Consider the following 12,724-nt stretch of genomic DNA (forward strand, 5'->3'; position numbering starts at 1 on the left):
TCCGTCGTCGGCAGCGTCAGATGTGTATAAGAGACAGATCCCTCACCGACCGAAGGACGGCCATGACCGCCACCATCTCGCCGCCTCCTGCACCGACGCAGACGGCCGTGCTCTCGCTGCGCGGCATCTCCAAACGCTTCGGCGCGGTCCAGGCCCTGTCGAACATCGACTTCGACGTCCACCCGGGCGAGGTCGTCGCCCTCGTCGGCGACAACGGCGCCGGCAAGTCGACCCTCGTCAAGACGATCGCCGGGGTCTACACCCCCGATGCCGGCACCATGGAGTTCGCCGGCGCGCCGGCGAGCGTCACGTCCCCGGCGGAGGCCCAGCGCCTCGGCATCGCGACGGTGTTCCAGGACCTCGCCCTCTGCGACAACCTCGACGTCGTCGCGAACCTGTTCCTCGGCCGCGAGCTGCACAGCGGTCGGGCCCTCGACGAGGTGACGATGGAGAAGGAGAGCTGGCGCCTGCTGCGCCAGCTCTCGGCGCGGATCCCCTCGGTCCGCATCCCCGTCGCGAGCCTCTCGGGCGGCCAGCGCCAGACGGTCGCGATCGCCCGCTCGCTGCTCGGCGACCCGAAGGTCGTCATGCTCGACGAGCCGACCGCGGCCCTCGGCGTCGCCCAGACCGCCGAGGTGCTCAACCTCGTCGAGCGCCTGCGCGAGAACGGCCTCGGCGTCATTCTCATCAGCCACAACATGAGCGACGTCATGGCCGTCGCGGACCGTGTCACGGTGCTGCGCCTCGGACGCAACAACGGCACGTTCGACGTCAGCCGCACGAGCGTGCAGGAGATCATCGCCGCGATCACGGGCGCCACGACCAACGCGGTGTCCGAGCGCGCCTCGCGACGGGCCCATGCCGGGCACCCCGAGCCCGACCAGCACACCGAGCAGCCCGAGCCGCAGGAGCAGTCATGAGCACGACGACCCCCGACCCCACGCGGGACTCGACCGCACCGGCAGGCGCCGGCCTCGCCGCTCGGGCCGAGGATGCCGCCCACGCGACGCCGGCCCAACCGGCCGCCCGGGCCGCCGCCCTGCCCGCCGACCTGCAGGACGAACGGCTCATCGCCGAGGCCGGCGTGGCAGGTGCCGCCCGGGCCTTCTTCGCGAGGCTGCGCAGCGGTGACCTCGGCGCGCTACCGGTCGTCGTCGGCCTCGTCATCATCTGGGTGGTCTTCCAGAGCCTCAACGACGCGTTCCTGTCCCCGCGCAACCTCGTCAACCTGACCCTCCAGAGCGCGGCGATCGGCACGATCTCGATCGGCATCGTCCTCGTGCTGCTGCTCGGCGAGATCGACCTGTCCGTCGGCTCGATCAGCGGCCTCGCGGCGGCGATCGTGGCGGTGGGGACCGTCGAGCGCGGCTGGCCGGCGCTCGTCGCGATCGTCGCGGCGATCCTCGCGGGCACCGTCATCGGCCTGGCCTACGGCGCGGTCTACACCCGCTTCGGGGTGCCGAGCTTCGTCATCACCCTGGCCGGTCTGCTCGGCTTCCTCGGGCTGCAGCTGAAGGTCCTCGGCGAGACCGGCTCGATCAACCTGCCCTTCCAGTCCGGACTGGTCACCTTCGCCCAGCAGACCTTCCTGCCGCCGGTCGTCGCCTACGTCCTGGCCGCGCTCGTGGTGGCGGCCTACGCCGCGAGCAGGCTGCGCGCGAACGCCCGGCGAGACGCGGCCGGCCTGTCGACGACGCCGGTGGGCTTCGTCGTGGCCCGCGCCGCCTTCCTCGCGGTCGTCCTGCTCGCGCCCATCGCGGTGCTCAACCAGGACCGCGGCGTGTCGGTCATGTTCCTCGTGTTCCTCGCGTTGGTCGTCGTCATGGACTTCGCGATCCGGCGCACGAGCTGGGGGCGCTCGGTCATGGCGGTCGGCGGCAACGTCGAGGCCGCCCGTCGGGCCGGCATCGACGTGCGGCGCACCTACCTCACCGTCTTCGCGCTGTGCTCGACGTTCGCGGCCCTCGGCGGCATCTTCGCGGCGGCCCGCCTCGCGGCGGCCAACCAGAGCAGCGGGGGCGCCGACACCAATCTCAACGCCATCGCGGCCGCGGTCATCGGCGGGACGAGCCTCTTCGGCGGGCGCGGCTCGGCCTACGCGGCACTGCTCGGCATCCTCGTCATCCAGTCGATCAGCAACGGCCTCGCGCTCATCAACCTCGGCTCCCCGGAGCGGTACATGATCACCGGCGCGGTCCTGCTCCTCGCCGTGACGGTGGATGCGCTGAGCCGGCGCAGCCGGGCGGCCCACGGGCGCGCCTGACGCCGCGCAGGCACGCCAGGGACCTTCGCCGACGGTCGGTCGGCGGGGACGGGAGGAGGGCCCGGAGGTGGGAGACCACCGCCGGGCCCTCTGCCGTCGGGGCCCTCTTGAGCTGGCGCGGAACCCGTCGTATCCTCGGGAACACAGCACGAAGTTGAGCGGTTACCACTCAAGAAAGGTCACCGTTGGCCCATCAGATACGGCCACCGTTCATCGAGGAGAACTGACATGAGCACCACCACCTTCGACCCGTTCCGCAGCACTTTCGACCGCACGTTCGACCGTCTCTTCACCGACGGCCTGCGCTCGAGTGCCGGCGCCGTCATGCCGATGGACCTCTACCGGTCCGGCGAGAACTTCGTGGCCCGCATCGACCTGCCGGGCGTCGACCCCTCGAGCATCGACATCGATGTCGAGGACCGCACCCTCACGGTCCGGGCCGAGCGCCCGGCCCCCGAGGTCGAGGGCGCGCAGTGGCTCTCGCGGGAGCGCCCGACGGGCACCTTCGCCCGCCAGCTGTCGCTCGGTCGCGGGCTCGCGCTCGACCGCATCGAGGCGGACTACCGTGACGGCGTCCTCACCCTGGTGATCCCGGTCGCGGAGGAGGCCAAGCCGCGCAAGATCTCCGTCTCGCACGGCGGTGGCACCCAGTCGATCGAGTCGGGCGGGTCCTCCGACTCCGAGAGCTGACCATCACGACGCACGAGGCCCCGGGTGGACGGCCGCCCGGGGCCATCGCCTGCCTGCGGCCGCGCCGCCGAGCCGGACGCCTCGCACGGGACCCTCAGGCGTCGGCCCGGTCGTGCACCGGCGCCCCGACGAGACGACGCACCGGGTCGGGGGCCGAGGCCGTGACCCAGGCCTCGAGGCGATCGTGCAGCCAGGGCACGAGCGCCCAGGTGGCGAACCACACGACGAGGACGCCCACGGCCAGGCCCGTCACGACGTCGTGCCAGTAGTGCGCCCCGGTCAGGACCCGCGCGACGGCGACGGTGAGGGCGACGGGGGCGGCGAACCGCCACCACACGGGCACCATGACGACGACGGCCGTCGCGAGCGCCGCGGCGATGACGGCGTGGTTGCTCGGCCACGAGTAGTCGCCCACCGCTGGGCAGGCCGCGAGCGGGTGCACCGCGAGGGTGCGGCAGGGTCGTTCCTCCCGGACGACGGCCTTGACCAGCTCGCTCAGCGCGTACGCCCCGACGACGCTGAGGCCTGCGCCGACCGCGACGGCGACGTGCTCGAGCCCCCGTGACCGCGCGCGCCAGGCCAGCAGACCGGCCGCGCTGAGGAGCACGAGGATGCCGAGCTCGCCCGCGACCTCCACGAGGGCACCGACCGGGCCGGGCAGCGAGTCACCGAGGTGAGCCGTCCACGTGTAGAGCGGGTCGCGGACGACCGCGAGCAGCGCCACGACGACCGCGCAGCCGACGACCGCCAGCAGCAGGCGCGACCCGCCCACCCGGCGTCCGGCCTCGGCAGGGCTGCTCGCGCGCAAAGACATGCGCACGACCGTAGGCCACGAACCTGACAGCGTCCTGCCACTGCTCGTCGCGCGGCGTCAGAGGCGACCGCGGATCGGCGTGCGTTCGACGGGGTCGCCCTCCTCGGGCATGACCAGCTCGGCCCGGACCCCCAGCAGGCGCACCTCGCGGTCCGGGTCGAGGCGACCGGCGAGCTCGACGGCGGCCGCGACGACGTCGGCGACGTCGGTCGTCGGGGCCGCCAGCTTGCGGGCCTTCGTCTGCGTGAAGAACGGTGCATACCGCACCTTGAGGGTGACCCGGAAGACCGGTCGCCCCTCCTTGACGGTGTCCGCGAACACCTGGGCGGCGAGCACGCGGACGGCCTCCTGCACCTCGGCCGGCGTCGTCAGGTTCTGCTGGTACGTCGTCTCGCGGCTGTGGCCTCGGGCGACCCATGGGCTGTCGTCGACGACCGCGGACCCCAGGCCGCGGCCGAGCTGGTGGTACCAGACCCCCATGCGCGGGCCGAACTCGCCGACGAGGGCGGACTCGTCGGCCTCGGCCAGGGAGCGCACCGTGTCGAGGCCGAGCGCGGCGAGCCGCTTCGACACCCGCGACCCGACGCCCCACAGGTCGATGACCGGCCGGTCCCCCATGACCTCGAACCAGTTGTCCCTCGTGAGGCGGAAGACGCCGCGTGGCTTGCCGAACCCGGTCGCGATCTTGGCCCGCACCTTGTTGTCGCCGATGCCGACGGAGCAGTGCAGCTCGGTGGCCTCGAGCACGGTCTGGCGCACCAGGCCGGCGAACGCCTCGGGATCGTCGGTCTCGACCCCGAGGAACGCCTCGTCCCAGCCGAGGACCTCGACAACGACCCCGAGCGAGCGCAGCGCGTCCATGACCCGTCCGGAAGCCTCGGTGTAGGCCTCGGCGTCGACCGGCAGGATGACGGCGTCGGGCACCTTGCGCGCCGCGATCCGCAGCGCCATGCCCGACCCCACGCCGTACCGGCGTGCCTCGTAGCTGGCCGTCGAGACGACGGCCCGCTCCGTGGGGTCGCCACGGCCGCCGACGATGACCGGCCGGCCGGCGAGCTCGGGGCGTCGCAGCACCTCGACCGCCGCGATGAACTGGTCGAGGTCGACGTGGAGCACCCAGCGGGTGGCGCCGTCGGTCATGTCGCCATTGTGCCCGCGCCCACCGACCGCAGCCGGACGAGCAGCCTCGACGACGTCAGCCGTGCCCGATGCGCTTGCCGCGCCGGAAGGTGTAGACCTCGTGCGTCTCGACCGCCGGCGGGGTGGTCGCGGCGTCGGGGTGGTCGAGGGGGTCGAGGGGGTCCACCGGGTCCACCGGGTCGACGCGGTCGCGGTCGAGCGCGGTGCCGTCGGACGGGTCGCCCGGGCGCGGCCAGGGCTCGACCTCGTCCTCGATCGCGCGGGGGGCCGCCGCGTCCTGGGCCCGGGCCGCGACGACGATGCCGTGGTAGAGCATCAGGGCGGCGAGGCCGGTGACGAGGTAGGCCGACACCGCGAGGCCCGGGCTCGCGTGGCCGCCGCCGAAGTCGGATCGCAGGACGTGGAGGACGGCCGCAGCGGCACCCACGAGGGCGGCGCCGACGAGCCAGAGGGCAGCCGAGCGCCGCGTCGTTGTGCTCACGGGGTCACTCTCGCACAGCGCGACCGGCACGAGAGGCGGCTCCGCATGCGGCACACCGATGCCGCCTACCGGGGCCGGCCTGTGCTGCAGTCCGAGCTGCGGTCTGTGCTCCGGCCTGCGGTCCGGTCAGCGGGCCGGGTGCGCGGCCAGGACGTCGCCGGCGGCGGGCCTGGCGGTCGCCGCCCCGAGCCCGGCGGCGTTCCCCGACAGGTTCTCCACGAGGACCTCCGCACCGTGGTTCGCGCGCTGCTGCACGGTGTTCTTCGCCGCGTTACCCACGCCGCCGACCGGCTTCGACGCGAGCGGCTCGAGGGGCTCGAGGGGCGTGGCGAGGCCGTCGAGGGCCGGCAGCCGGGGGGCGAACGCGTCTGTCGGCAGCACTGGCAGGGACGGCGCGACCGGCGCCGACGAGGGACGAGCCCGGGTGGCCCCGCCGCCCGCGACATCCGCGGCCCGCGCGGCCGCTGTGGCCGGCGTGGCCCGTCGGTCGGACGGCATCGACGCGGACGGAGGCGCGTCGTGCGGCAGGAGCGTCCCGGTGACCGACGGGACGATGCCCAGCTCGGTGGTCAGCTCGGTGCCCAGTTCGGTGCTCTCGCGGTGCGTCGACCCCGTCACCGCCGTCGAGGCCGTCGGCGTCGACACGAGGTCGGAGGCCGCGGGCGAGGAGACAGGGACGGGGACGGAGACGTCGTGCTGCGGGGCGTCCAGCCGGCGGGCCGCCGCATCGAGGGAGCCGACGATGAGGGCGCAGGCCGCGACGACGAGCAGCACACCGCCACCGCGCGCGCCACCGACGTGGTGCAGCGTCAGTCGGCCGAGGACGATCGCTGCGGAGGCGGCGAGGAGCGTCGAGACGCCGAGGACCACGAGGCCGCCGGTGGGTCCGCCGATGAGCGTGCCGAGGACGACGAGGGCGGCCATGAGCGTGAAGCCGAGACCGGAGCCCTCGGGCAGGCGGCGGCCACGGCCCCCGAGCAGGTCGACCCTGTCGCGAGGTGCGTGCGCGGGACGCGACGGGAGGGTGAAGGCCGTGTCGTCGGCCTCGACGAAGGGGCGCGTCTCGTCGTCACCGGTGACGTCGACCTCGCCGTGGCCGGGCTCGCGGGACGCGGCGTCCGACGGCGAGCGGCGCGAGCCGGGGTCGGGGAGCGCCGCGGCCCAGAGGTGCCAGCCGCGGGGCGGCACCGGCCACTCAGGGTCGGGCAGGAGGCGTTCGCCGCCGGCGACCCCGACCGGGACCAAGGCACGGTCGAGCGCGGCATCGAGTGCGAAACCGGGAATCGTCATCGTCCAGGACACGTCCGGACCCCCTCCACCCCTCACGGTCGGGACCCTCGACCCGACCACCGCGGACCGTCCCACCCGGTCCGTCAGGACGAGCGTACGGGGAAAGTCAGGATATATCCCGTAAAAGGTAAAAGAATGGTCAAGTGTGGCGGGTCAGGCGTCGTCCCGGTCGTGCACGCGGTAGAGGCGACCCGCGAGCCAGGCCTCCGTCTGGTCGCAGAAGTGCGGGTCGCCCTCCACACCGGAGGCACCGAGCGGAACGACCCACCGGCTGGCCGAGCGGTCGGCGAGGTCCCAGACGTAACGCGCCACGGGGCCGCCGTAGGCGCGGTCCGTGACACCCGGGGCGCTCGCCGCGGCGAGGACGCACCCCTTGTCGCCGGGGACGGGATGGGGCGTCACCGTCGGCACCCCCGCGAGGCCCGCGGAGCGCGCGAGGCCCTCGGAGCCCTCGGGGTTCGCGAGGCCGTCGAGCGCGTGGAACGGGTCGAGCCGGTGCCGGTCGCCCCACACGGCGTCGGGCCCGACCGACGCAGCGGCGCGGTCGAGCGCCACGCCCACGCCGGCCGGGACGTCGATGCCGAGCGCGTCGGCGCCCTCGACGAGGGTGTGCCAGCCGGCTCCGAGCTGGGCGAACGGGTTGGTCCACGCGGCGAAGACGCGCGAGTGGCCGAGCGGCTCGCAGACCGCGGCCAGCGGTGGCTGCTCGGCGAACCACCGGACGAGCGCGGTGCGCCAGGCGGCGAAGAGCGCCGCGGGGTGGCTGTCGACGTCGCTGTGACCGTCCCACGCGAGGAGGGTCTCGCGGGCGTCCGCGGCGCGGCCCTCCACGACGGCGGCCTCGACGAGCGGACGCATCGCGGCCACCTGGCCGTTGAGGGTGTCGACGTGGATCGCGGCGAAGTCCTCGACGGTGAGACCGGTGCGGTCCCCGACGAGCTCACGGATCCGGCCGGCGCGGAAGGGAGTCGCGTAGTCGATGCCGAGGCCGCCACCGCTCGCCCGGTCGTTGGCGCTCACCATGACGTCCTCCACGTCGGTGGCCGGAGGCGTCCGGTAGCCGTGCCACGCGTGCCTCGGGTCCCACGCCGGCAGCGGTAGCTCGAGGGCCGCGGGGTCGCGGTCGGGCACCCGTCCGGCGACGACGTGGCGGACGCGTCCCGACGCGTCGGCGACGAGGCCGCTGTTGACCGGCTCGACCCAGTGGGCGAGGGCCGCCTCGACGTCCTCGACGGTGCGGGCGCGCAGGAGGGGCAGCAGCGCCGAGAAGCCGAGGTCCTGCTCGACGCCCGTCGGGGTGCGCAGGCTGTACACCGGCGGGGTGGTGGCCGGACGCCGTGGCTCGCCGGACCTCGCCTCGGATCCGCCCTCGAGGGCCGCCTCGAGGGCCGCCTCCACGCCGGTGACGACCGGCCCGCGTCGGGTCACGACGACGGGCACGGCGACGTCGTCGCCACCCCGCACGCGGACGATCTCGGTCGACGCCTCGGCCGGCTCCCAGCCCTCGACACCGCGTGCCTCGACGACGGGTCCGCCGGCGGCGTCACGCCCGATGACCCGCAGCGACTCGGTGCTGAGGTCCTGGTAGTCGGCCATGGCGTTGGTGATGCCCCACGCCACCGTGCCCGTGTGCGCGAAGTGCTGGACCCCGGGCACGCCGGGGAACGTGAAGCCGACGACGTCGAGCTCGGGGCAGGCGAGCCCGACCTGCTGGTAGCACCCCGGCAGCTCGATGGTCCGGTGCGGGTCACCCGCGACGAGCGGCTTCCCGCTGGCCGTGCGGTGCCCGGCGACGACCCAGGCGTTGCTGCCCGAGCGGTCGGAACCCTCGGTACGCAGCAGCGGCACGACGTGCGGGCCGAGCCGCTCGGCGACGTGGGCGTTGAACAGCTTCGACGGGAACGTGCCGAAGAGCAGGTGGATGCCCCAGAAGATGCCGAGGGGCGTCCACGGCTGCCACGGTCGGGGCGCGGCCGCGTAGGCCTCGAGGCCGAGGGCCCGGATCTCGGTGGAGTCGGAAAGGCCTTCTGCGAGAGTGGAGTTCACACCGTCGACGTAGGCCGAGAGCCACTCCTGGGTCTCGGCGTCGAGCTTCTCGAAGCAGCGGCGGACCGTCCACTCGAGCCGCACCTGTCGTGCGAACCGGTCCCAGTCCACGCCTGCCGCGCCCAGGTACTCGGCGGTACGTCCCTCCATGCGCCACCGGTGGTGCTCCACCTGCCAGGCACGGTCGAGGGCGGTGACCTGGCCCTGTACCCGAGCCAGCTCCATGACGTCGTCGGCCCACAGGTGGGGGATCCCGAGGGGGTCGCGTCGGACGCGTTCCCTCACCTGGCGTCCCGGAGCCGGCCCCACGCATGCCAGCGGTCGACCTCGATGCGGGCCGTGACCCGGGCTCGGTCGCGCACCCGGTACGGCGACCCGGTGTAGTGCCGCGCGATGCGGTCGATGTCGCGCAGGTCGACGTCGTCGACGAGCTCGACGACGTGGCCCTGGACGCTGACGTGCGTGATCCAGTCGTCGGGGTCCATGGCGCTCAGGGCGACCCGCGGCTCACGGCGCAGGTGAGCGAGCCGGGTGCGTCCCGCGTCGAGGTTGACGAGGACCTGACCGTCCTCGAAGAGGTACCAGGTCGGGACCGACACGGGCTGGCCGTCACGGCGCACCGTGCTCATGGTGGCGTGGTTGGGTCGGGCGAGGAACGCGGTGACCTCGTCGGGCAGCGGTGGACCGGGCACGACGCGTCAGCCCTGCCCGCCCGGCGGGAAGCGGCTCTCGATCTCGCGGAAGAACGCGTCGGAGAGGCGCACGTACTGCCCGAGCGTCAGCCGGATGGGGTCACCCGGCGCGAGCCCGAGGACCGAGCCGGCCGGATCGGAGGCGAGCCGGGCCTCCGCGTCCAGCGTGCCGCCGTTCTCGAGCAGGGAGCGGACGATGGCCCGCACTTCCTGGACCGCCCCGCCGTCCCTGCCCTCGAGCGCCCGGAGCCGGTGGTCGAAGTAGCGCTCGAGGACGATGACCATGTTGTTGAAGTACTCGGACTCGAGCGACTCCAGGGCGCCCTCGAGGAGCACGACGTCGGCGTCGCCGTGGTCGCGGGACGCCTGGGCGACCTCGCGGAACATCGCCACCTGCGTCTCGACGCGGGAACGGCACGCGTCGACGTAGTCCTGCTCGTAGGCGTCCCAGTCGCGCATCGCCGGCATGGGCCCAGCCTAGCCACGCGGCGGCCCCGGGTCGCCGATGACGTCGCCGTTCCGGACGGCGCGCTACCTTGAGGCCATGGCGGATCGGCGGGAGCGCAACGTGCTCGGCGGCGACCTCGAACCGTGCGGCACCGACCCCCTGACCGGCTTCTACCGCGACGGCTGGTGCACGACCGGACCCGAGGACCGCGGCAGCCACACCATCTGCGTCGTCGCCACCCGCGAGTTCCTCGACCACCAGCGCTCCGTCGGCAACGACCTCGTGACGCCACGGCCCGAGTGGCGCTTCCCGGGCCTGACGCCCGGGGACCGGTGGTGCGTCGTCGCCGCGCGGTGGCTGCAGGCCCAGCAGGACGGTGTGGCCGCGCCGGTGTTCCTCGCTGCGACCCACGAGAAGGCGCTCGAGATCGTGCCGCTCCAGCTGCTCCAGGACTACGCCGCCGACATCCCCGACGACCCCAGCTCGTTGCTCTGACCGGCCGGCACCCGGTGCCGCGTGCCTGCGCGAGGTCGAACCCGTTTCGCGCGTTCCGGCCCGAACGAGCGACGCCGTGACGACAATCGTCGGACCGGGCACCGACCGCCCGAGCCGACGACCGAGGAGGCGACCGTGCACCACGTCCGTGCCGCACGCGTCGGCCTGCTCGGAGCCGCACTCGCAGCGGGGTTGACCGGGTCGCTGACCGGGTGCACCGCCGGCAAGCCCTCCGTCGAGCTGAGCCAGGCCGCGCCGCAGGGAGCCGGCGGCACCGCCACCGTGAGCGTGACCGTGACGCAGACGCAGGCCGTCACGCGGACCACCACGGTGCCGGTGACCTCGACGGTCACCGTGCGAGCCACCCCGACCGTGACCGTGACGATGCTCCCGCGACCTGCCCTGACGCGCACGACGGTGTTCAACCGGGCGACGGCTCTGGCCGGGTACTCCGCGCTGCTCGGCGACATCCGCCTGCTCGACCGGATGCCCTTGGCCGGCAGCGAGGCCGCCGTACGCCTCGACGCGCTGACCCACCACTTCGCCGTGCTCGCCGCGGGCGCTCCACCACCGGGCCTCGACGCCCCGACGTACTACGCGCGGCTGTCCTCGCTCCGGCTCTTCGCCGACGCCGCCACGCGTGAGGCCGAGGCGGGGTCACCGCAGGCAGCGGCGCGCTACGCCGTCATCCGGCAGGAGACGGGCACCTTCCTCGCCCTCGTCAACGGCGCCCTGTCGACGACCTACGTCCTCCCGCCGCCGCCTCCTCCGACTCCGACCCCGACGACCCCCTGACCCGACCTCGGCGCACGTCGGCGCGTACGTCGGCGAGCCGAGTTCGCCCTGGCACCCGTCTCGTCGGGTCAGCCCGGTGCCGGGGCGGCGCGGGTGGGGGTGAAGTCGACGAGGTGCAGGTGCAGGGTGCCGCCGGTCGGGGCAGGGTAGGTGCGCCCGAGGCGCGGCTGTGGGCGTGGGCGTGGGTGCGGTGGTGGGCCCGGGCGCCATGCCTTGGCCGATTCGGCTGGCCCGGCGGGTTCGGTTGGCCTGTGGTGCGTGGCGGGTCGTCGGTCGGCTCGGGGTGGCCGGGCCGGCGGCCCGATCGCCAGCCCGTACCGGCTGGCGAAGTCGAGCCCGTCCGCCTTGGTGGGGTCGCCGGTGATGGTGTACTCGCCGCGGTGGTGGCCGTCGTGGTGGAAGGTGCACAGGCACAGCAGGTTGGCCAGGTCGGTGGGCCCACCGTCGCGCCAGTGGGTGAGGTGGTGGACCTCGAGGTGGATGTCGGTGCTGGCCCGGCAACCGGGGAAGCGGCAGCCGCGGTCGCGGTCCAGCACGAGGACCCGGGTCCGGTGCGGCACGACCCGCTGGCTGCGGCCGACGTTGACCGGGCGCCCCTCGGTCTGCCAGACCGGGGTCAGGGTGCCGTCGCACGTGAGCCCGTCGGCGATGTGGCGGGGCAGGCGCGGGGTGCCGGTGAGCCAGCCGCCGTCGGTGTCCAGGTGGACCTGGACCCGGTAGCGGGCGCGTCGGGCGCGCGTGGGGGCGGTTCCGGACTCGAGGGAGCGGGTCGCGAGCAGGACGAGCGCGTCGGCCCAGGTGACCCGGTGCGGGCCGGGATGGGCGGCCGGGTCGCCCTCGATGACCTCCTCGATGACCTCGTGCCGGTCCGGGTCCTGCCCGGTGGCGCGGAAGAGGTGGTCCCTGGCCTCGGCGAGCGCGGCCCGCACGAGCGCGCCGACCTCGGCGGGCGCCTCGTACCGCAGCCGGAACCGGCCGTCGGGGCCGGTTCCCATGCTCAACGACGCCGGGGCGACGAGCTGCGGCCGCGCGGGCCCGGCCTCGTGCTCGGCGCCGGCGTCGGGACCGGTGGGTCGTTCGGCGGGCAGGAGGTTGCCGTCGTCGTCGAGGAGGCGAGGTTCGAGGGTGAAGTCGTAGCGGGTGACGGTGCGTTGCAGCTGCGGGACCGTCGCGTGCCGGGCGAACTCGGCGACCGTCTCGTCGAAGGCGGCCGGGGTGTGCCGGGCCACCACCGCGGCCTGGTCCAGGCTGATCCGGCCCTCGCGCAGCAAGGCGGTGGTGGCCGGCAGCTCGGCCGCCCGCCGGGCCAGCAGCACGACCGCGGCGGCCTGCCCGCGCGAGAGCCCGGCCCGCACGACGAGCCAGTGCTCCGGAGAGCGGATCCCGGCCGCCTGCCAGCACCCCTCGACCAGCGCGGCGGCGACGGCCTCGACGAGGCGCGCGTGGGCGTCGTGCAGGTCGGCGGCCAGGGACGCGACGAGGTCCCAGTCCTGCTCGATCACCGCCTGCGACATACGTTTATCGTACAGGTGTTCGAACGAGAAACTCCGTTGCCCACGGGCGAGTTCGC

13 protein-coding genes are annotated in these 12,724 nt (G+C 74.1%); 5 read left to right on the top strand and 8 right to left on the bottom strand.

The genetic code is table 11. The features are described 5' to 3' along the window. The first annotated feature begins 62 nt into the window (after positions 1–62). The 3 genes from ACPYOM_RS10240 (at position 63) to ACPYOM_RS10250 (ending at position 2,953) form a co-directional block, all read left to right on the top strand. A complete protein-coding gene (locus ACPYOM_RS10240; protein ID WP_481341767.1) occupies positions 63–920 on the top strand; it encodes an ATP-binding cassette domain-containing protein in 858 nt (285 codons plus the stop codon). Next, the gene (locus tag ACPYOM_RS10245; protein WP_481341746.1) at positions 917–2,263 is read left to right on the top strand and encodes a sugar ABC transporter permease; all 1,347 of its coding nucleotides are present in this window, start codon (positions 917–919) and stop codon (positions 2,261–2,263) included. The genes ACPYOM_RS10240 and ACPYOM_RS10245 overlap by 4 nt, the downstream gene beginning before the upstream one ends. 228 nt (positions 2,264–2,491) lie before the next feature. Then, the gene (locus tag ACPYOM_RS10250) at positions 2,492–2,953 is read left to right on the top strand and encodes an Hsp20/alpha crystallin family protein (protein WP_481341747.1); all 462 of its coding nucleotides are present in this window, start codon (positions 2,492–2,494) and stop codon (positions 2,951–2,953) included. Positions 2,954–3,047: 94 nt separating this feature from the next. On the opposite strand, the gene ACPYOM_RS10255 is transcribed toward ACPYOM_RS10250, so the two are convergent. From ACPYOM_RS10255 to ACPYOM_RS10285, 7 genes are all read right to left on the bottom strand, one after another. After that, positions 3,048–3,767, bottom strand: coding sequence for a phosphatase PAP2 family protein (locus ACPYOM_RS10255; protein ID WP_481345849.1), 720 nt, complete (start codon positions 3,765–3,767; stop codon positions 3,048–3,050). A gap of 57 nt (positions 3,768–3,824) precedes the next feature. Further along, entirely contained in the window at positions 3,825–4,907 is a 1,083-nt protein-coding gene (locus tag ACPYOM_RS10260) for a DNA polymerase IV (RefSeq protein WP_481341749.1), read from the bottom strand. A gap of 55 nt (positions 4,908–4,962) precedes the next feature. Next, positions 4,963–5,388, bottom strand: a complete 426-nt coding sequence (locus ACPYOM_RS10265; RefSeq protein ID WP_481345850.1) for a hypothetical protein — start codon at positions 5,386–5,388, stop codon at positions 4,963–4,965. A 126-nt stretch (positions 5,389–5,514) separates the two neighbouring features. Beyond that, the gene (locus ACPYOM_RS10270; RefSeq protein ID WP_481345851.1) at positions 5,515–6,690 is read right to left on the bottom strand and encodes a hypothetical protein; all 1,176 of its coding nucleotides are present in this window, start codon (positions 6,688–6,690) and stop codon (positions 5,515–5,517) included. A 141-nt stretch (positions 6,691–6,831) separates the two neighbouring features. Then, the gene (locus ACPYOM_RS10275) at positions 6,832–9,009 is read right to left on the bottom strand and encodes a penicillin acylase family protein (RefSeq protein ID WP_481345852.1); all 2,178 of its coding nucleotides are present in this window, start codon (positions 9,007–9,009) and stop codon (positions 6,832–6,834) included. Then, on the bottom strand, positions 9,006–9,416 hold the full coding sequence (locus ACPYOM_RS10280) for a TIGR03618 family F420-dependent PPOX class oxidoreductase (RefSeq protein ID WP_481345853.1): 411 nt from the start codon (positions 9,414–9,416) through the stop codon (positions 9,006–9,008). The genes ACPYOM_RS10275 and ACPYOM_RS10280 overlap by 4 nt, the downstream gene beginning before the upstream one ends. Positions 9,417–9,422: 6 nt before the next feature. Further along, entirely contained in the window at positions 9,423–9,884 is a 462-nt protein-coding gene (locus tag ACPYOM_RS10285; protein ID WP_481345854.1) for a hypothetical protein, read from the bottom strand. Between the two features lie 76 nt (positions 9,885–9,960). Here ACPYOM_RS10285 and ACPYOM_RS10290 point away from each other — a divergent pair, with 76 nt between their 5' ends. Together ACPYOM_RS10290 and ACPYOM_RS10295 are read left to right on the top strand one after the other, a co-directional pair. Then, positions 9,961–10,359, top strand: a complete 399-nt coding sequence (locus ACPYOM_RS10290; RefSeq protein WP_481341755.1) for a DUF2237 family protein — start codon at positions 9,961–9,963, stop codon at positions 10,357–10,359. A 135-nt stretch (positions 10,360–10,494) separates the two neighbouring features. Continuing rightward, positions 10,495–11,154 (top strand): hypothetical protein, encoded by a 660-nt coding sequence (locus tag ACPYOM_RS10295; protein ID WP_481345855.1) that lies wholly within the window; start codon positions 10,495–10,497, stop codon positions 11,152–11,154. A gap of 68 nt (positions 11,155–11,222) precedes the next feature. On the opposite strand, the gene ACPYOM_RS10300 is transcribed toward ACPYOM_RS10295, so the two are convergent. Next, positions 11,223–12,668, bottom strand: a complete 1,446-nt coding sequence (locus ACPYOM_RS10300; RefSeq protein ID WP_481345856.1) for an HNH endonuclease signature motif containing protein — start codon at positions 12,666–12,668, stop codon at positions 11,223–11,225. Positions 12,669–12,724 lie beyond the last annotated feature (56 nt).

The organism is Monashia sp. HAY1-2A (assembly GCF_056755315.1).